Origin of the sequence: Phaeobacter italicus, assembly GCF_001258055.1 — a bacterium.
Classification (GTDB): domain Bacteria; phylum Pseudomonadota; class Alphaproteobacteria; order Rhodobacterales; family Rhodobacteraceae; genus Phaeobacter; species Phaeobacter italicus.
The window spans coordinates 208,375-227,332 of record NZ_CVRM01000022.1; the positions used below are offsets into that span (position 1 = coordinate 208,375).

At 59.0% G+C, this 18,958-nt stretch carries 22 protein-coding genes; 12 read left to right on the forward strand and 10 right to left on the reverse strand.

The annotated features are described in order from the left end of the window. Positions 1-4: 4 nt before the first annotated feature. A complete protein-coding gene (locus NIT7645_RS09690) occupies positions 5-334 on the forward strand; it encodes a DUF1491 family protein (protein ID WP_050686883.1) in 330 nt (109 codons plus the stop codon). 2 nt (positions 335-336) lie between these two features. Further along, positions 337-1,062, forward strand: coding sequence for a DNA repair protein RecO (gene recO, locus NIT7645_RS09695; RefSeq protein WP_050686885.1), 726 nt, complete (start codon positions 337-339; stop codon positions 1,060-1,062). Here recO and NIT7645_RS09700 read toward each other — a convergent pair. Then, positions 1,046-1,450, reverse strand: a complete 405-nt coding sequence (locus tag NIT7645_RS09700) for an META domain-containing protein (protein ID WP_050686887.1) — start codon at positions 1,448-1,450, stop codon at positions 1,046-1,048. The two genes, recO and NIT7645_RS09700, sit on opposite strands and share 17 nt — an antisense overlap. Positions 1,451-1,563: 113 nt before the next feature. Further along, positions 1,564-3,249: an acyl-CoA dehydrogenase family protein gene (locus tag NIT7645_RS09705; protein ID WP_050686889.1), complete on the reverse strand. Its 1,686-nt coding sequence runs from the start codon at positions 3,247-3,249 to the stop codon at positions 1,564-1,566. A gap of 146 nt (positions 3,250-3,395) precedes the next feature. On the opposite strand from NIT7645_RS09705, the gene NIT7645_RS09710 reads away from it, so the two are divergent. Beyond that, entirely contained in the window at positions 3,396-4,184 is a 789-nt protein-coding gene (locus tag NIT7645_RS09710; RefSeq protein WP_050686890.1) for a sulfite exporter TauE/SafE family protein, read from the forward strand. 62 nt (positions 4,185-4,246) lie between these two features. Continuing rightward, positions 4,247-5,146, forward strand: coding sequence for a cation diffusion facilitator family transporter (locus NIT7645_RS09715; protein ID WP_008563267.1), 900 nt, complete (start codon positions 4,247-4,249; stop codon positions 5,144-5,146). 66 nt (positions 5,147-5,212) lie between these two features. Here NIT7645_RS09715 and NIT7645_RS09720 read toward each other — a convergent pair whose 3' ends face one another. Then, positions 5,213-6,811 (reverse strand): phosphoenolpyruvate carboxykinase, encoded by a 1,599-nt coding sequence (locus NIT7645_RS09720; RefSeq protein ID WP_008559850.1) that lies wholly within the window; start codon positions 6,809-6,811, stop codon positions 5,213-5,215. A 348-nt stretch (positions 6,812-7,159) separates the two neighbouring features. On the opposite strand from NIT7645_RS09720, the gene NIT7645_RS09725 reads away from it, so the two are divergent. The 7 genes from NIT7645_RS09725 to NIT7645_RS09755 are packed head-to-tail and all read left to right on the forward strand — an operon-like array spanning position 7,160 to position 12,525. After that, complete coding sequence (locus NIT7645_RS09725; protein WP_008561074.1) at positions 7,160-7,861, forward strand: response regulator transcription factor; 702 nt, start codon at positions 7,160-7,162, stop codon at positions 7,859-7,861. Positions 7,862-7,894: 33 nt separating this feature from the next. Then, positions 7,895-9,604, forward strand: a complete 1,710-nt coding sequence (locus NIT7645_RS09730) for a sensor histidine kinase (protein ID WP_050686892.1) — start codon at positions 7,895-7,897, stop codon at positions 9,602-9,604. A 3-nt stretch (positions 9,605-9,607) separates the two neighbouring features. Then, positions 9,608-10,051 (forward strand): HPr kinase/phosphorylase, encoded by a 444-nt coding sequence (locus NIT7645_RS09735; RefSeq protein ID WP_082204864.1) that lies wholly within the window; start codon positions 9,608-9,610, stop codon positions 10,049-10,051. Then, on the forward strand, positions 10,032-10,913 hold the full coding sequence (gene rapZ / locus NIT7645_RS09740) for an RNase adapter RapZ (protein ID WP_008561026.1): 882 nt from the start codon (positions 10,032-10,034) through the stop codon (positions 10,911-10,913). The genes NIT7645_RS09735 and rapZ overlap by 20 nt, the downstream gene beginning before the upstream one ends. Positions 10,914-10,922: 9 nt before the next feature. Further along, a complete protein-coding gene (locus tag NIT7645_RS09745; protein WP_046211551.1) occupies positions 10,923-11,330 on the forward strand; it encodes a PTS sugar transporter subunit IIA in 408 nt (135 codons plus the stop codon). Then, positions 11,331-11,600: an HPr family phosphocarrier protein gene (locus tag NIT7645_RS09750; protein ID WP_046211550.1), complete on the forward strand. Its 270-nt coding sequence runs from the start codon at positions 11,331-11,333 to the stop codon at positions 11,598-11,600. It abuts the gene before it with no gap. A gap of 34 nt (positions 11,601-11,634) precedes the next feature. Then, the gene (locus tag NIT7645_RS09755) at positions 11,635-12,525 is read left to right on the forward strand and encodes a lysophospholipid acyltransferase family protein (RefSeq protein ID WP_037302650.1); all 891 of its coding nucleotides are present in this window, start codon (positions 11,635-11,637) and stop codon (positions 12,523-12,525) included. Positions 12,526-12,584: 59 nt separating this feature from the next. On the opposite strand, the gene NIT7645_RS09760 is transcribed toward NIT7645_RS09755, so the two are convergent. Further along, positions 12,585-13,460, reverse strand: coding sequence for a 3-hydroxybutyryl-CoA dehydrogenase (locus NIT7645_RS09760; protein ID WP_046211549.1), 876 nt, complete (start codon positions 13,458-13,460; stop codon positions 12,585-12,587). A gap of 153 nt (positions 13,461-13,613) precedes the next feature. On the opposite strand from NIT7645_RS09760, the gene NIT7645_RS09765 reads away from it, so the two are divergent. Continuing rightward, entirely contained in the window at positions 13,614-14,426 is an 813-nt protein-coding gene (locus NIT7645_RS09765; protein ID WP_050686894.1) for a DUF6473 family protein, read from the forward strand. Between the two features lie 72 nt (positions 14,427-14,498). Here the strand turns inward: NIT7645_RS09765 and NIT7645_RS09770 are convergent, their stop codons facing one another. From NIT7645_RS09770 to NIT7645_RS09795, 6 genes are all read right to left on the reverse strand, one after another. Then, on the reverse strand, positions 14,499-15,425 hold the full coding sequence (locus tag NIT7645_RS09770; protein ID WP_008559149.1) for an electron transfer flavoprotein subunit alpha/FixB family protein: 927 nt from the start codon (positions 15,423-15,425) through the stop codon (positions 14,499-14,501). Continuing rightward, complete coding sequence (locus tag NIT7645_RS09775) at positions 15,425-16,183, reverse strand: electron transfer flavoprotein subunit beta/FixA family protein (RefSeq protein WP_008562758.1); 759 nt, start codon at positions 16,181-16,183, stop codon at positions 15,425-15,427. Before NIT7645_RS09775 ends, NIT7645_RS09770 begins: the two co-directional genes overlap by 1 nt. A 290-nt stretch (positions 16,184-16,473) precedes the next feature. After that, a complete protein-coding gene (locus NIT7645_RS09780) occupies positions 16,474-17,046 on the reverse strand; it encodes a cob(I)yrinic acid a,c-diamide adenosyltransferase (RefSeq protein ID WP_050674098.1) in 573 nt (190 codons plus the stop codon). Positions 17,047-17,049: 3 nt separating this feature from the next. Continuing rightward, positions 17,050-17,256: a twin transmembrane helix small protein gene (locus NIT7645_RS09785; RefSeq protein ID WP_008561088.1), complete on the reverse strand. Its 207-nt coding sequence runs from the start codon at positions 17,254-17,256 to the stop codon at positions 17,050-17,052. 68 nt (positions 17,257-17,324) lie between these two features. Next, positions 17,325-18,155 carry an SDR family NAD(P)-dependent oxidoreductase gene (locus tag NIT7645_RS09790; protein ID WP_008561442.1) on the reverse strand — a complete coding sequence of 277 codons (831 nt, stop codon included), beginning with the start codon at positions 18,153-18,155 and terminating at the stop codon, positions 17,325-17,327. Between the two features lie 36 nt (positions 18,156-18,191). Beyond that, entirely contained in the window at positions 18,192-18,869 is a 678-nt protein-coding gene (locus NIT7645_RS09795; protein WP_050686896.1) for an SH3 domain-containing protein, read from the reverse strand. Between the last annotated feature and the right edge of the window lie 89 nt (positions 18,870-18,958).

Sequence of the window (18,958 nt, forward strand, 5' to 3'; positions counted from 1 at the left end):
GGCGATGGCGCGGCTGACGGCCAGCTTTTGGGTGCAGGCCTATCTGACGCGGCTGCGCCTGTCAGATATACCTGCATTTGTGACGGCCCATGGCGATGACACAGCCGGTGCCGTCCTGGTGAAGTTGAACACGCTGGATGGCCAGGCCAAAGCGTTGCATCGGTCCTATGACTTGATGACCGGTGCGCGCAGCTGGGTCACATTGGCCGAAGGTGACGAACAGACTGTCGATGCCGCGATCGGCAAACAGCGCAGCTTTGATCCTGATCTATGGGTGGTCGAGGTCGAAGACCGACAGGGACGCCATCTGCTTGATGAGCCGGGACTGGAATAATCATGGAATGGCGCGATCAGGGAATTCTGCTCAGAATGCGCCGCCATGGAGAGGGCTCGGCCATCGTCGACATGTTCACGGCAGAACATGGTCGCCACGCCGGTGTCATTCGCGGTGGGGCCAGCCGCAAGATGGCACCCATCCTGCAACCGGGCGCGCAGTTGGATCTGCTGTGGCGTGCCCGGCTTGAGGATCACCTCGGGAGCTATCAGGCGGAATTGATGCGCAGCCGGGCAGGGGCGGCCTTGTCAGGGCGTCTCGCGCTTGCAGGGCTCAACGCGGTCACCGGTTTGTTGGCTTTTTGCCTGCCGGACCGTGAACCGCACCCTGATCTATACCTGCGCAGCGAACGACTGCTCGACCTGCTGGGGCAGGATGAGATCTGGCCGCTTGCGTATCTGCAATGGGAAATGGCCTTGCTGGAAGAACTGGGCTTTGGGTTGGACCTGTCCTGCTGCGCGGTTAGTGGCGCTCTTGATGAGCTGATCTACATCTCGCCAAAGAGCGGGCGTGCCGTGTCGCGCGCCAGTGCCGGGGAATGGGCGGACCGCCTGCTGCCCCTGCCCGCCGTCATGCGGGGAGAGGGCGAGGCAGGCACAGGCGAAATTCTGCAGGGCCTGTCGACCACCGGTTTCTTTCTCGAACACCGTCTGGCGCCATCTCTTGGGAATACCCCCCTGCCAGAGGCGCGGGGCCGCTTTCTGGATGTGCTTACTCGGCAGAAGTGAACAGCATTTCACGGCCGGCTTCGTTTGACAGGATCATGATGCGGCCCTTGATTTCGACAATCTGCATCGACTGTAGCGCGTCGAGGATCGTGATTTCTTCTGCCAAAGCAGGACAAACCCGTCGCGTTGTGGCGAGCTGTTCCAGTTCGAACCAGGGATAAGGCGAGCTGAGCCGTGCAGTGAAGCGATTGCAGGGCAGGGAGCCGGACACATCATTGCCACGTCCGAAGGTGATCGTGGTCGCGCCTGATACGGCTGCGCCGTCCAGTTCCTGTAGGTGCCACTGGCTGCCAAGGCCGCCATAGGCGCGCAGGGTTTCATCGCCGAAACATCCGCTCAACCCAAGAAGGGCGGTGATGGATAAGATGGAAAAGGTCTTGGTTTTCATGGCGGCACGCTCTCGCACCGGGGGGCAAAGGTCAACCAAAGCCTGCATGAAAAAGGCCCGGCACACTATGTGCCAGGCCAGAGGAGGGCCCAAGGGAAGAAAGGCCGAAATGGTCAGGCGAGAAGCCGTCGTGCGATCACTTGTGCCTGGATTTCTGCAGCGCCCTCGAAAATGTTGAGGATCCGCGCATCACAGAGAACGCGGCTGATCTTGTATTCCAGTGCAAATCCGTTGCCGCCGTGGATCTGCAGACCGTTGTCCGCCGCCGCCCAAGCAACGCGCGCGCCCAGCAGCTTGGCCATGCCAGCCTCAAGATCGCAGCGGTGGCCATTGTCCTTTTCCCAGGCCGAGAAATAGGTCAGCTGGCGTGCGATCATGATTTCGACTGCCATCATCGCCAATTTGGAGGCCACGCGTGGAAAGGCGATCAGCGGCTTGCCAAACTGTTTGCGGTCCTGCGCATACTGCATCGCAATGTCGAGCGCGGATTGCGCCACACCGATGGCGCGGGCCGCGGTTTGAATGCGTGCGGATTCAAAGGTCTCCATCAGCTGTTTGAAGCCCTTGCCCTCCTCACCACCAAGCAGGTTTTCACGCTTCACGTGAAACCCGTCAAAGCCCAGCTCATATTCCTTCATGCCGCGGTAGCCCAACACCTCGATCTCGCCACCCGTCATACCCTCGGTCGGGAACGGGTTCTCGTCGGTGCCCGGTGTCTTTTCCGCCAGAAACATCGACAAGCCGCGGTGATCGGTGGTTTCAGGATCGGTGCGCGCCAAAAGGGTCATCACATGGGTGCGGGCCGCATGGGTGATCCAGGTCTTGTTGCCGGTGATCTTGTAGTCTCCGTTATCGTCCTTGACCGCGCGGGTGCGCAAAGAGCCGAGGTCAGAACCCGTGTTCGGCTCGGTGAAGACTGCCGTCGGCAGGATCTCGGCGCTGGCAATCTTGGGCAGCCAATTGGCTTTTTGCTCTTCTGTGCCGCCTGCGATGATCAGCTCGGCTGCAATTTCGGACCGGGTGCCGAGACTGCCCACACCGATATAGCCCCGCGACAGTTCTTCTGAGACGACGCACATCGAGGCCTTGGAGAGACCAAAGCCGCCGTATTCTTCGGGGATGGTCAGGCCAAAGACACCCATTTCGGCCAGCTCTTCGATGATTTCCATCGGAATGAGCTCGTCTTTCAGATGCCAGTCATGGGCGTTCGGCTCGACCTTTTCGACGGCATAGCGACGGAACTGGTCGCGGATCATTTCCAGCTCTTCGTCCAGCCCAGATGCGCCAAACATCACCGATCCGGCCTGCTCCTGCATCAGTTCCACCAGTCGCAGACGTGCGGCCTGTGTATTGCCGCTGTCGCAGAGTGTCATCACAGCAGGCACCATCAGGACGCGCTGGCTGTCCTGCGACAACCCCAGATCCTGCAGGCGCAGGATCTCGCCCTGGTTCATCTGAATGCCTCCGTAGATCTGCCAGAGGTATTCACCAAAGCCGATCTGCAGCAGCAGCTGTTCCATTTCGCCAAACTTGCCGTTTGCCTGGAGGTCGCTGGCCCAACGGTGCATCTGCCGCAGGCTATAGGCATAGGTTGCCAGCCAAGCGAGCCCGTGGGCCGCTGTCTGGTTTGCCTCGACCAGTTTCCCGGAGACGCGTCCGTCTTCGCTCACTTGCGCGCGCACCTCGGTTCGGGCGGCATCGAGCAATTGGTCCACCGGCTCCAATGCGGCAGCTGTCAGCGACAGCACATCAGGTATCAGCGTCTGTTGCATTTGCGGGTCCTGTCCGTCGTGGGGCATGAATCACATCCTTTTCAGCTGGGTCAGTGGTAAATCATTTTGCAGTTGCAGCGCAACAAAAATACCCTGTGGTGATATATTTGGATCAAAAGTTACGTAGCGATTTTGCGCGCGCAGCAGGGTTCATTTGTGCTAAGGCTCTGATCATGTCTGATAATTCACTTGTTGCGCTTTTCCTGCCGGCGGACCTGACCGTGCTGAACCTGCTTGTCGCCTTTGCGATTGCGGCGCTGGCCGGCACGGTGAAGGGGATGGTGGGCTTTGCGATGCCAATGATCCTGGTGTCGGGGCTCAGTCTGTTTTTGCCCCCCGATATCGCGCTGGCTGGGCTGATCCTGCCGACGCTTGTGACCAATGGGATGCAGGCGCTCCGGCAGGGGGCGCAAGCTGCCTGGCAGTCGATTTACCGCTTCCGGATCTTCTTGCTGGTTGGCCTCGCGTTCCTTCTTGTCAGCGCGCAACTGGTGCGGATTTTGCCCGCAGATGTCATGCTGATCCTGATTGGCGCACCTGTAACGCTCTTTGCTGTGCTGCAGCTGTTTGGCATTGCGATCCCCATTTCCCGTGCGACGCGAAGGGTAGAGGCCACAGTGGCCGCTGTGGCCGGGTTCATTGGTGGGTTTTCTGGTATCTGGGGTCCGCCGACCGTGGCCTATCTCACGGCCCTCGGAACGGAAAAGCGTGAACAGATGCGGGTCCAAGGGGTCATCTATGGCTTGGGGGCTGTGGCGCTATTGGTCGCACATTTGGGCTCTGGCGTGATGCGGGCGGAAACGGCTCCGTTTTCGTTTGCCCTGATCCCCCCGGCGATCCTTGGCATGTGGTTTGGTGGAAAACTGCAGGACCGCATCAACCAGGCGACGTTCCGACGGGCCACACTGGTTGTCTTGCTGCTTGCTGGCGCTAACCTGTTGCGACGCGGCCTGATGATGTGAGACATCTGCCCTCAGCGCCTACCGTCGGGTGCCACGAGCCCTGAAAGCAACCGGAGACTGCCATGCTGCAGAGGCTGACAGCCGAAACCATTGCCAGCGCGTCGATCGCTATTGCGCTGCTGGTGCTGGCACTAAAGGCGCTGGCCTGGTGGATGACCGGATCGATTGCGTTGTTTTCCGACGCGATGGAGTCACTGGTCAATATCGGTGGCGCGATCATGGCCTGGTTTGCAGTGCGGTATGCAAACCGTCCTGCTGATGCCGGACACCCCTTTGGGCACCACAAGGCCGAATATTTTTCGGCGGTTCTTGAGGGGATCATGATCATCGTTGCTGCCTTGCTCATCCTGCATGAGGCGATTGAGGCGCTGCGCGCCCCTGCACCGCTGGTCTGGAGTCCGGTTGGGTTGCTGGTCAATGCGGGTGCGATGGTGGTCAACCTGCTGTGGGCGCAGGTTCTGATCGTGCGGGGCGGGGCGTTGGCGTCGCCTGCATTGTCTGCCGGAGGCCGCCACCTGATGAGCGATGTCTGGACCTCTGCCGGGGTTTTGTGCGGGCTCGGCCTTGCGCTGGCGACTGGTTGGCCCTGGCTCGATCCGCTGCTGGCGTTGCTTGTCGCGGTCAATATCCTGCGCGAGGGCTACCGTGTGGTGGCCAGTTCGGTCGGCGGGTTGATGGATCAGGCCGCACCGCCCCATGAACGTGCAGAAATTGCCGAAATTATCCACAAGACCGCGCAAGGCGCATTGCAGGTGCACGGGCTGAAGACCAGGCGGGCAGGGCAGGCCGTTTTTGTGGAATTCCACATGGTTGTGGCAGGCGATATGACAGTGCGGGCATCGCATGCGATCTGTGACCGAATAGAAGAAGCCATTCGCGCCGCGCTGCCAACGGCCGAGGTCACGATCCACGTGGAACCAGAACACAAACTGGAAGACAGCGGCATTCGGCCCGGGCAATAACGCAGACCCCTGACAGCAAAAAAGCCCCGGTGTTGACCGGGGCTTTTTGTCTTGTGATGTGTGGGCTTAGCTGATTGCAGCCGCCTTCACGTCATCATCGATGTACGGCAGGTACTGTTCAAAGTTGTCCGAGAACATCTGTACCAGCTTTGCAGCCTGCGTGTCATAGGCCGCCTGATCGTCCCAGGTGCGGCGCGGATCCAGCAGGACCTCGGCAACGCCCGGTACTGTCACGGGAACATCAAAGCCAAAGTTGCCGTCCTTGCGGAATTCGGCCTCTGCAAGGGAACCATCCAGTGCCGCAGTCAGCAGCGCGCGGGTCGCGCGGATCGGCATACGCGAGCCGATGCCATATGCACCACCGGTCCAGCCGGTGTTGACCAGCCAGCAGGTTGCGCCATGTTCCGCGATTTTTTCGCGCAGCAGGTTGCCGTATACTTCCGGGCGGCGCGGCATGAAGGGCGCACCAAAGCAGGTGGAGAAGGTGGGCTCAGGCTCGGTCACGCCACGCTCGGTGCCTGCCACCTTGGAGGTGAAGCCGGACAGGAAGTGATACATCGCCTGCGCCGGGGTCAGCCGTGCGATCGGAGGCAGCACCCCAAAGGCATCACATGTCAGCATGATGATGTTCTTGGGATGACCGCCGCGCGCGCTTTCCGAAGCATTGGAGATATAATGCAGCGGGTAGGCGCAGCGCATGTTTGCGGTCAGGCTGTCGTCGTTGAAATCCAGCTCTTTGGTCTCTGGATCGAACACCATGTTTTCAATCACGGTGCCGAACTTGGAGGTGGTGGCGTAGATTTCCGGCTCTGCCTCGGCATTCAGGTTGATGGTCTTGGCGTAGCAGCCGCCTTCAAAGTTGAAGGTGCCGTTGTCGGCCCAGCCGTGTTCATCGTCACCAATCAGCACGCGATCCGGATCTGCGGACAGGGTGGTCTTGCCGGTGCCGGACAGGCCAAAGAACACGGCGGTGTCGACCGGGTTGCCCTTGGCATGGTTGGCGGAGCAGTGCATCGGCATGATGCCTTTTTCCGGCAGCAGGTAGTTCAACAGCGAGAAGACGGATTTTTTGTTCTCACCAGCATATTCCGTGCCGCCGATCAGGATCATCTTGCGATCGAAGTTCATCGCAATCACGGTTTCGCTGCGGCAGTTGTGGCGCTCGGGGTTGGCCTGGAAGCTGGGGCAGTTGATAACGGTGAAATCTGCAATGAAGTCGTTCAGATCCTCACGGTCCGGACGACGCAGCATGGTGCGAATGAACAGACCGTGCCAGGCCAGTTCGGTCACCATCCGCACGTTGATCGCATGTGCGGGATCCGCGCCACCGACGAGATCCTGAACGAAATACTCTTTGCCCTGCATATGGGCCAGCATGTCGTCATAAAGTGCGTCAAAGCCCTCGGGGCTCATCTCGGCGTTGTTTTCCCACCAGATGGTGTCAGCAACACTGGCGGTTTTCACGACATGTTTGTCCTTGGGGGACCGGCCGGTGAATTTCCCGGTTGTCACCAGGAATGCGCCGCCATTTCCAAGGGTGCCCTCGTCGCGCTTCAGGGCCGCCTCAATCAGGGCGGGCTCCATGAGGTTATAATAGACGTTACCCAGACCTTCGATACCTTGATCTTCGAGGCGGAAATTCGGGTTTACCCGTCCAGATGCCATTTGTTTCTTCTCCTGTGTCGACCATTGAAGGCCGCAAACAATAAAGCCGCGCCCTGGGGCATTCGTCGGCTCAACCAGCCGATGAGGGTGGTCTTAACATGACGTTTTGCTGGCTGAACAGGAGCCTTTGCCGCAGTTAGCGCCATCACGTCGATGTTTAGCGCAACCATTCTTTTTGACGACAATTTGTCGGGCAAGATGTCGGATCGTTCAGCGCCTGCTAAGGTATTTTTGTCTCAATTGAGGCGAAACTGTGTCGGGAATCTTTGATTGGCATTGATTCGCCGCTGCAGACGGGCGATGAACGTCTAAAAGACGCAAAAAATGAGCAGTTAAGGGACCAATCAGATGTCAAAGATTGCATTAGTTGATGATGATCGGAATATCCTGACCTCGGTCTCCATGACGCTTGAGGCTGAAGGGTTCGAGGTGGAAACCTACAACGACGGACAGGCCGCGCTGGACGCTTTCAACAAAAAGCTGCCCGATATGGCCGTTCTCGACATCAAGATGCCGCGCATGGATGGCATGGATCTGCTGCAACGCCTGCGCCAGAAAACGCAGATGCCGGTGATCTTCCTGACCTCCAAGGATGATGAAATCGACGAGGTTCTTGGCCTGCGCATGGGCGCGGATGATTACGTCAAGAAACCATTCTCTCAGCGCCTGCTGGTTGAGCGTATTCGCGCGCTCCTGCGGCGCCAGGAAGCGATCAGCGGGGATGCGGTCGCAACGACCACGGAAAGCAAGGTCATGGAGCGGGGCAATCTGCGGATGGATCCCTTGCGCCATTCGGTCAGCTGGAAGGGGCAGGATGTGTCCCTGACCGTAACCGAATTCCTGCTGCTGCAGGCACTGGCGCAACGCCCCGGTTTCGTCAAAAGCCGCGATCAGCTGATGGATGTGGCCTATGACGATCAGGTCTATGTGGATGACCGCACCATCGACAGCCACATCAAGCGCCTGCGCAAGAAAATGCGCAGCGCCGATCCTGAGTTCGCCGCGATTGAGACGCTTTATGGTATCGGATACCGTTACAATGAAGAGTAAGCCGACAGCCCGGATGGGCAGGGAATAACGCCGATGCGCGATGCGGGTATAGGCCGCTCTCAGCGGGACAATGATGTGGTTCTGGGCGACGATTGGGTCGCGCCGGATCAAGCTGTCACGCCCGAATTGCAGAACAAGCGCGCGCGCCGCGGGGTTTTCTCTTTGCGAGGCTCGCCCCTGACCCGCAAGATCATTACCCTGAACCTGATTGCCCTCATCATTCTGGTCTCAGGCATCCTCTATCTGAACTCTTCCCGGCAAAGCCTCGTCTTGCAGCGCGCCGGGGCACTTGCCGCCGAGGCGATGCTGATTTCCGATGTCTTTGAGGCTCAGTTGCCTGAAATTGGCACCGTTAGCCTCGCGGTTGGGGACGGGATCGACCCGGTAACAACCCTGCAGAACATCAGCCTGCGCTCGGGTGTCGAGGTGTTCGTGTTCGATACGGCCGGAACGTTGATCGCACAGACCAAGGGCGTCGAAACCGGTGGTGCACTGGATCTTTTGGGCGAAAAGGGGCAGGCGCCCACGATTATCAGTGATGCCCTGTCAGCGGTCTGGTCGGCTGTTGGTGGTTTTGTCAAACCTGATCAGGGCGGTGTCAGCACTTCTCTTGAGGACCAGCTGCGCAATATGGTGCAGCCCGCATTGTCCGGCGGCACCGAAGTGCAGGCCGTTGTGGATACCTCAGGCGGGACCGTTTTTTCGGCGGCAACACCGATCCTGTTTCAGGGAGAGGCAATTGGCGTTGTCACCCTTGCGTCGCCGACCGGCGAAATTGATGCTCTTGTTCGCAGTGAACAGGAACAGGTTCTGCAGATGTTCGTCGTGGCCCTGCTGGTGTCTATCGGTCTTAGCCTGGTTTTGGCCTCTACCATCGCAAATCCATTGGCCGATCTCGCCGCGGCGGCCGAATTGGGACGTGACGGCGATGCCCGCAAATCCAAGCCGGGCCGCATTCGTATTCCTGACCTGACCGCGCGACCGGATGAGATCGGCCGCCTGAGCCGCGCGCTGCGTGGCATGGTAAAGGCGCTTTACAACCGGATCGACAGCAACGAGCAATTCGCCGCGGATGTGGCACATGAAATCAAGAACCCGCTCGCTAGCCTGCAATCGGCGGTGGGTACGTTGCGCATGGTCAAGCGAGAAGATCAGCGTGACAAGCTGCTCGACGTGATCGAGCATGACGTTCGCCGACTGGACCGTTTGGTCAGTGACATCTCCAATGCCTCGCGCCTGGATGCAGAACTGGTCAAGGAAGAAGAAGAAACCTTTGACCTGCTGAACATGCTCGGCAACCTCAATCAGTTTCTGGGCGAGGATGCGCGCGGCAAAGGCATCGACTATATCACTGACCTCCCCAAGACGCCGATCGATATCCAGGGCCTTGAGGCCCGGCTTGCTCAGGTCTTTGTGAACCTCATCACCAACGCAATTTCCTTCTGCGAAGAAGGCGATGCAATCCGGGTCTGGGCACGTCGGCGTGACAACCGGGTGCTCGTCGTGGTGGAAGACACTGGCCCAGGTATCCCCGAACAGGCCCTGAGCAAGGTTTTCAAGCGGTTTTATTCCCAGCGCCCGGTAGAGCATTTTGGCAATAACTCCGGCCTTGGTCTGGCGATCTCCAAGCAGATCGTTGAGGCCCATGGCGGTGTCATCTGGGCTGAGAACATTCGCCCGACTGAGGCAGATATCACCTCTGAACCTCTGGGCGCCCGTTTCGTGGTCGGCCTGCCGATCTGATCCATGACAGATGAAACGACCTGCCAGATTCATGCCAGCTGTGTGGATGTGGCAGGGCGCGGTCTCTTGATCACCGGGGCGTCCGGCAGCGGAAAATCGGCGCTTGCGCTTTCACTCATCGCGCTTGGTGCGCGTTTGGTTGCGGACGACCAGGTCTGCCTCAACGCCGAGAGTGGCTCGCTGGTGGCGCGACGGCCCGCGACGCTACCGCCATTGATCGAAGCGCGCGGCATAGGGTTGTTGCAGGCCGCTACCGTGGCGCATAGCCGCGTTGCGGCTGTGGTGGATATGGACGCGCTTGAAACAGATCGTTTGCCCCACCACCTGAGCACTATGTTTCTAGGGTGTAAAATACGACGGTTTCGACGGGTGGATGGCCCACAGTTTGCCCCGGCGCTGCTGCTGGCCTTGAAGAACGGAGCACATGATGCAGATGCCCGGATCTGATAGCGAAATTCCGGTTGTTCTGGTGACGGGCCCATCGGGTGCGGGCAGGACAACAGCGATCAACGTGCTGGAGGATCTCGGGTTCGAAGCGATTGATAATCTGCCGCTTCGGTTGTTGCCTGATCTCGTTGAGGCAAACAGCCTGAGCCGCCCAATGGCGCTTGGCCTTGATAGCCGCAACAGAGATTTTTCTCCCGCGGCACTTCTGGATGTCATCGACCGGCTTTCGGGTCAGAAGAACCTCGCGCTCAATGTGTTGTATCTGGATGCAGACCCGGATGTTTTGTTGCGGCGCTATTCAGAGACCCGGCGGCGCCACCCGATGTCCCCTGCGGAAGACCCGGAAATTGGGGTGACGCGGGAGCTGGACCTGATGGCCCCGATCCGTGACCGGGCGGATTTCCTGCTGGATACCTCCGAGATGAATGTTCATCAGCTGAAGGCGGAAATCGAACGGCAATTCGCCCCCGGCGGGCGGGCCCTGGCCGTGTCGGTCCAGAGTTTTTCCTACAAGCGCGGGGTGCCGCGCAGCATCGACATGGTGTTTGACTGCCGGTTCCTGGCCAATCCCTACTGGGACGCAGACCTACGCAGTCTTAATGGACGTGACCGGGCGGTGCAGGACTATGTCGGACAGGATGCCCGGTTTCAGCCATTTTATGACCGCGTGCTGGATTTGGTCCGGTTGCTGTTGCCTGCCTATCGCGAAGAGGGTAAATCGCATCTCTCCATTGCATTTGGGTGCACCGGAGGACAGCACAGGTCGGTCACATTGGCAGAAAGACTTGCCAGTGATCTTGCAGAAGACGGGCAGCAGGTGTCAATTAGACACCGCGAGCTGCATGGCCAGCGGCAGAAGTGAGGGACCGGCTTGATCGGAATCGTTATCGTTGCACATGGTGGTTTGGCCAAGGAATACCTGGCCGCTGTAGAGCACGTGGTTGGCCCTCAGGTCTGTCTTGAGGCGATCGCCATCGGGCCCGAAGACGACCGCGACGCAAAACAGCGTGAAATCTGCCGTGCCGCAGACACCGTCGACAGCGGCGATGGCGTCGTTGTGGTGACTGATCTGTTTGGCGGATCTCCGTCCAATCTCAGCCTTATGGCCTGCACCCCTGCAAACCGGCGCATCCTGTACGGGGCGAACCTGCCCATGCTGATCAAGCTGGCGAAATCCCGCCATCTGCCTGTGGCAGAGGCGGTGCGTCACGCGATGGAAGCAGGACGCAAGTACATCAACGCCCAAAATATCAACCCCGAAGGGGAGCAAGCGCATTAAATGGTTCAGAAAACTCTGAAAATCATCAACGAAAAAGGCCTGCACGCGCGGGCATCGGCGAAATTGGTCGAAGTGGTCGAAGGCTTTGATGCCACGGCAGAGGTCTCGCGCGATGGATTGTCGGCATCGGGCGACAGCATCATGGGGCTTTTGATGTTGGCAGCCTCCAAGGGAACGACTATTGACGTCACGACTTCGGGACCGGATGCAGAGGCGCTGGCTTCAGCTCTTGACGCATTGGTCGCCGATAAGTTCGGTGAAGGATACTGAACCGGCTGGAACGAGACGACACAGGACTGAGCCCTTGGTGGAAACGGCGCATGAACAGGATACTGGTGGCAAGCCAGAGGCTGCAGAGACCGGCGAGATTTATGATCGCCGCACGCTGACCTATGCCAACTCCTTTGATGATCGCTGGACCTCGCTGGCCATCCGGGCGATCGAATGGTGCACCGGCAAGCTGAAGATCCTGCGGATGGTGCGTAAGTTCGAGCGCAACAATGCAGAGTATCGTGGCCAGAAATTCTGGCGCGGCGCGTTGAACGTGATGGGTATCGATCTCGTCACGCCGCAAGAGCAGATCGCTCGCATCCCGACCGAGGGGCCGGTTGTCGTTGTGGCAAACCATCCGCACGGCATGGTTGATGGCATGATCTTTGCGGATCTGATCGGCAGAGTGCGGCAGGATTACCGGATCCTGACACGTTCCGTTCTGACCGGTCTGGACGAGGCTGCGACCTCTTTCATGATTCCGGTGCCCTTTCCTCATGATCCTGACGCGCAGCGCAAGATGGTCGAGATGCGCGGCAAAGCGATGGCCTACCTCAAAGAGGGCGGCGTTGTCGCATTGTTCCCCTCGGGTGTTGTGATGTCATCCGACAGCTGGTTTGGTCCGGCGGTGGAACGTGAATGGAATGTCTTCACCGCTCAGCTGATCCGTCGCTCCGGTGCGCGTGTGGTGCCGATCTATTTCCCCGGCAGCAACTCTCGCTGGTATCAGATCGCCAACCGGATCTCGCCCATTCTGCGACAGGGGCTTCTCCTGCATGAGATTGTCCGTTCGTGCAACAAACCGCAGGCACCTGTGGTTGGTGAACCGCTGACAGATGAGCAGATGGAGCAGCTGCACAGTGACCCACGTGGTTTCATGGCCTGGCTTCGCGAACATACGCTGAACCTCGGCAAATCGGCCTGATTGGTCAAACCCCGGAATAGAAACGGCGCCCCCTGGGCGCCGTTTTTCGTTTGGACCATTCAGCGGGTCGGGACGGGAACTTCCCCACGGTAGTCGTAGAAACCGCGCTGTGTTTTTCGGCCCAGCCAGCCTGCTTCGACGTATTTCGTCAGCAGTGGGCATGGGCGATACTTGGTATCCGCCAGCCCGTCATGCAGCACGTTCATGATCGCAAGACATGTGTCCAGCCCGATGAAATCTGCGAGCTCCAGAGGGCCCATAGGATGATTGGCGCCCAGCTTCATCGACTCATCAATCGACTTCACGCTGCCGACCCCTTCATAGAGGGTATAAACTGCCTCATTGATCATCGGCATCAGAATCCGGTTCACGATAAAGGCAGGGAAATCTTCGGCGCTGGCAGCGGTCTTGCCCAGTTTCTCGACCACGGCATGGCATGCAGAAAATGTGGCCTCGTCCGTGGCAATGCCGCGGATCAGTTCGACCAGCTGCATGACAGGCACAGGGTTCATGAAGTGAAAGCCCATGAACCGTTCGGGACGGTCCGTGCGGCTGGCCAGCCGGGTGATCGAGATCGACGAGGTGTTCGACGTCAGAATCGTATGCGGGAGAAGATGTGGCTGAAGATCTTCAAAGATCGCCTGCTTCACGGTTTCCCGCTCTGTTGCCGCTTCGATCACCAGGTCTGTCTTGCCGACATCCGCCAGCGTCAGCGTGGTCGAAATGCGCGCGAGTGCTGCATCGACCTCGGCCTGATCGATCTTGCCCTTGCTGGCCTGGCGGGTCAGGTTCTTTTGGATCGCGCTTAGCGCCGCGTCCAGAGCCTGCTGACTAATATCATTCAAAACAACGTCATAGCCTGCCAAGGCCATGACATGTGCGATGCCGTTGCCCATCTGGCCCGCACCGATAACGCCGATTTTCTGGATGTCCATCGCTCATGCCTCTTGGAGTTTCCGGCGGATCATACTGGCCCGCCGATAGACGGCACAAGGCCGATTGGGGGAGTTTTTACTCAAAGTTGAGCATTAGCAATTCGTCAACAGGTCGCGGGCTAACTGAGACTCGGGTGAAAATTGGTGGGTACCATGAGCTACGAACTCAAGAGCGCAACCGCGCTTGCGGGCGAGCCGTGCAGCTATGCGGGCTCGAAACTGCTGGTCAGGGGACCAGCGCGGGATCTGACTGAACCATATCTGGCATTTATCGGCGGGACAGAGGTCTTTGGCCGCTTTGTCGAGGTGCCATTTGTGGCCGAGGCCGAGGCGCAGTTGGGGCAGACCTGTGTCAATCTTGGCAGCGTCAATGCAGGCGTTGACAGCTTTCTGAGCGACGATGCCCTGCTTGGGATCGCGCATGGGGCTGAAACGACTGTTTTGCAGGTGCTTGGGGCTCAGAATATCTCCAACGGCTATTACAAGGTTCACCCGCGTCGCAACGACAGGTTCCTGTGCGCGCACGCCCCCTTGCGAGAGCTCTATCCTGAGATCGACTTCACCGAATACCACTTCAACAAACACCTCCTTGGGGCGCTGAGATCCTGCTGCAAAACCCGTTACGAAACCGTGCGGGATCATCTGCAAAGCACCTGGATCGATCGCATGGGAGAGCTGATTGCAGAGATAGAGGGCAATGTGGCCCTGTTGTGGGTGCAATACGATCTCGATCAGCAGTCGCTCTTTGGTCACGAACCCGCGCTGGTGGATCGCCCGATGGTCGATTCCCTGCGGGCACAGGTGGACGGGGTGATCGAAATCCCCGTGCACACCGCACGAGAGGCCGCCGATATCGAAGGAATGTTCTACGGCCAGATGGATCTGGCGTCGGCGCAGCGCATGATTGGTCCTAAGGAACATCAGCGTATCGCCGCAGAGCTGGTGCGCTATTTCCAGAACGGTTGAGAAGACCAGCCCTGAAACGAAAAAAGCCCGCAACGGATGTTGCGGGCTTTCGTGTTTGAAAGAAAGCTGTGCTTACAGCTTTTCCATCAGCTCGGGAACGGCGTCGAACAGATCGGCAACCAGACCGTAGTCAGCAACCTGGAAGATCGGTGCTTCTTCGTCTTTGTTGATCGCGACGATGATCTTGGAGTCTTTCATACCCGCGAGGTGCTGGATCGCACCGGAGATGCCGATCGCAACATAGAGCTCAGGGGCGACAACCTTACCGGTCTGGCCAACCTGCCAGTCGTTCGGGGCATAGCCGGAGTCCACGGCGGCGCGCGATGCGCCAACAGCCGCGCCCAGCTTGTCTGCCAGACCTTCGATCAGTTTGAAGTCTTCTTCGGAACCGACGCCACGGCCACCGGAAACAACCACACCAGCAGAGGTCAGCTCAGGACGATCGCTCGCGGCAACCTTGTCCTCAACCCACTCGGACAGGCCGGGGTTTTCAGCAGCAGAGATGGTTTCCACAGATGCAGAGCCGCCGTCGCCAGCCGCGTCAAAGGTGGAGGTCCGGAAGGAGATGACCTTTTTCGCGTCGTTCGACTTCACGGTCTGAACCGCGTTGCCTGCGTAGATCGGGCGCTCGAAGGTGTTGCCATCGACAACGCCGGACACGTCCGAAATCACCATCACGTCCAACAGCGCCGCAACGCGGGGCAGAACGTTTTTGGCATCGGTGGTCGCCGGTGCAACGATGTGCTCGTAGTCAGAGGCAAGCGACGCGATCAGCGCAGCGGTCGGCTCTGCAAGACGGTGACCCAGGGACGCATCTTCTGCGACCAGAACCTTGGCAACGCCAGCGATCTTGGCGGCTTCTTCGCCAGCGGCTGCTGCGGATGCACCAGCGGCCAGGACAGTCACGTCGCCCAGTTTCGCAGCCGCGGTTACGGCTTTTGCGGTTGCGTCCAGCGCCAGGGCGCCATCGGTCACTTCGGCAAGGAGAAGAACAGCCATTACACAGCCCCCGCTTCTTTGAGTTTCCCAACCAGCTCGTCCACAGAGCCCACGATGATACCAGCGGCACGGGCGGCAGGTTCGGTGGTGGAAATGATTTCCAGACGCGGGGAGACGTCGACGCCGTAGTCGTCAGCGGTTTTCTCGTCCAGCGGCTTTTTCTTGGCCTTCATGATGTTCGGCAGCGACGCATAGCGCGGCTCGTTCAGGCGCAGGTCCACGGTGACGATGGCAGGCATCTTCACTTTGATGGTCTGCAGACCGCCGTCCACTTCGCGGGTCACAACAGCGTTGTCGCCGTCGATGTCCAGCTCAGAGGCAAAGGTGCCCTGGGACCAACCCAAGAGCGCCGACAGCATCTGACCGGTCGCGTTCATGTCGTTGTCGATCGCCTGTTTGCCGGCCAGAACCAGACCGGGCTGCTCTTCCTCGACCACTTTGGCCAGGATTTTCGCAACGGCCAGCGGCTCGATGTCGGTGTGAACGTCGTCGGCTGCAACAACCAGGATCGCGCGGTCTGCGCCCATGGCCAGAGCGGTCCGCAGAGTTTCCTGCGCCTGCTTCACGCCGATGGAGACAACAACGATCTCATCTGCTTTGCCGGCTTCTTTGAGACGGATGGCCTCTTCGACGGCGATTTCGTCGAAGGGGTTCATCGACATCTTTACGTTGGCGAGATCGACACCGCTGCCGTCCGCTTTCACGCGGACCTTCACGTTGTAGTCAATCACGCGTTTGACGGGCACAAGCACCTTCATTTTGCGTTCTCTCCTTAGACAAACGGTAAGCCGCCGGGGCGACTCTCCTCCATGCTCTCGCGATGTTGATAACGGCTAAGAATGACCCGCAACAGGGCAAAATCGTCACGTTACCGTCCACCGACGTCGCGTCTGAACAAATGTCGGATCACTTTTGCAGGAATGTTTCCGCTCTCATGTTCAGCTGTCGCTGGGGAAACAATGCCGGGCGGGATGCTGCAACTGCATCCTCCGGGAATCGTTGACGCGGCGTTGTGCCGCGTCAATCAAGCCATACAAAAACGTTGGTCTCAGCGATTTGCGCCGGGCACCCACAGGACATCGCGGGCGCCATCGTCGTTGGCCGCACGCGAAGCAACAAAAAACCAGTCCGACAAACGGTTGAGATAGGTGACCGCAGCGGGGTTGATGTCTTCCAGTGTTGCCAATTCCGTTGCCAGCCGTTCGGCGCGCCGGGCCACTGTGCGACAGACATGCAGATGGGCCGACAGGGCAGAGCCGCCGGGCAGCACGAAACTGCGAAGGGGCGCCAGGTTGGCGTTCATCGTGTCGATTTCTGCTTCCAGCCGCTCGACCTGTGAGGACGCCATCCGCAGGGGCGGATATTCGGCGGTTGCATCCTTGTCCATGTCGGGCCGGCACAGATCGGCGCCAAGATCGAACAGGTCATTCTGGATGCGGGCAAGGGCGTCGTCCATGTCACCTTGGGCTTCCAGCCGCGCGACACCAACAAAGGCATTCAGTTCGTCAGATGTGCCGTAGGCATTGACGCGCGCAGAATGCTTGGCGACCCGCTCACCATTGCCTAGCGCGGTATCCCCCTTGTCGCCGGTCCGGGTGTAGATCTTGTTCAGTACGACCACGTCTTACTGGCCTCCCTGGTTGCGAAGATAGAGATACCCCAGAAACAGCACGACCGCGATGAACTGAAACAGAATACGCAGGCGCATCATCTTGTTTCCGTATTTCGCATTGAAAGCCCCGCCTGCGCCAAAGCCGCCAATGCCGATGGCGAGCACGATAACGGTGGCCGCAATCGCGAGGATCGCCAGAATGTGGAGCGGATCACTCATCTTCTCATGTTCCTTGTCTGTCGGTGCAGCAGGCGAATGCCCCCATGGCAGGCCGCGCTGCGAGTAAGCTATCTAAGGCGCGCAAGGATGCGGTCAATCGCGCGCGTTGTCAGAATGCGTTTTAGCACACCGCCGATGTGGGTCGGTACGGTGACATAGTAGCGCGGACGCGGACGTGGGCTTTCGCAGGCATGAAGGAGCTTTGCGGTCACGGCGGAGGCGGGCAGTTCAAAGGTGTCAGGCCCTTTGCTCTCGTACAGGCGCTTTAGCAGGCTCGATTCGTAGCGATCACGCAGGGCCGAATTTTCCCAATCCACGTATCTCTCGAAATGGGGGATCGCCTTTTCGCGAATCTTGGATGTCACAGGGCCCGGTTCGATCAGAATGACCTTGATACCGCTGTCCCGCAGTTCGATGCGCAATGTGTCGCTGAGGCCTTCAATGGCATGTTTGGTTGCCACATATGCGCCGCGCCACGGAAAGGCGACGAACCCGAGAATAGAGGAATTCTGCACAATGCGACCGTGCCCCTGGGCGCGCATGACGGGGATCACAAGGCGTGTCAGCTCGTGCCAGCCAAATACGTTTGATTCGAAAATGGCCCGCAGCCCGTCGGTCGACACATCTTCTACTGCGCCGGGCAGCCCATGCGCCCCGTTGTTGAACAGCACATCCAGCGTGCCACCGGTGTGCGCCAGCACCTCCGCGAGCCCATTTTGCAGGCTGTCGGGATCGGTATAGTCCATTCGTGGGCTGATAAACCCTTGCGCCCGCAGACGGTCGCAGTCGGCCTGTTTGCGGCAGCTTGCAAATACGGTCCAGCCTTTCGCGCGCATTCCGTGCGCAGCATCCAGGCCGATCCCGGAGGAACAGCCTGTAATCAGGATCGTTTTTTGCATGATGCCCTCGCGCGTCAGGTAAGCCCTAACCGCGCTTTATGAGCCTTTCTTGCTGATCAGGGAAGCGGCAATCCAGCCTACTTTTCCCCCTTCAACAGTGCGCAGGTGCAGCCAGCCGGTGCCGATGTCTTCAATCACCTGAACCTCTGCGCCGTTGGTCAGCTGGTCAAGAACGGGATAGACCGTGCCGGGACCGGAACGCATGTTCACCCGTGTCGCGGTGACAGAGCGAATGTCTGCCTTTGGAGCTTCGATCTCGTCAACCACTGCGGCGGCGGTGATCAGTTCGGCTTGCGGTGTTGCATCAGACAGCCCCGAAAGGCCGTTGGAAAGCGATGCAAGCTGCACGGTGGCCTGCTGGTCATCCGCTTGCGATGCTGCACCAACCGAGAAAGCCGTGTCAGAATCGGTGAAACTGTTCCCGACCGCTGCGATCTGCTCCATCGCGACGCGTTTGCGCAGGCTCGGATCTGCGAGCGGGCGTTCGGTTTTGGTCGCGGAGGTTGCGGAATCCACCCGCAGCGCGACCTTGCTTACCAGTGATTCTGCTGTGACCGGAGTGGCCCGCGACGGAGTATCGTCCTGACCAAACATCGCATCCGCAACATCCAATGCAGCGGATGGTCCTTTGGGTGGTTCAAAATCAGCGCCGCCGCTGGCCTCGTAAAAACCCCAACCAAGAAACAAAAACGATGCGACGACAAAACGTGACATTTTACATCCCCCCCAAGGATAGCCGGATAAAACACAACAAATTCAAGACAGATGGCCAATGGCCGTGTGCAGGTAATACGCATCTGCAC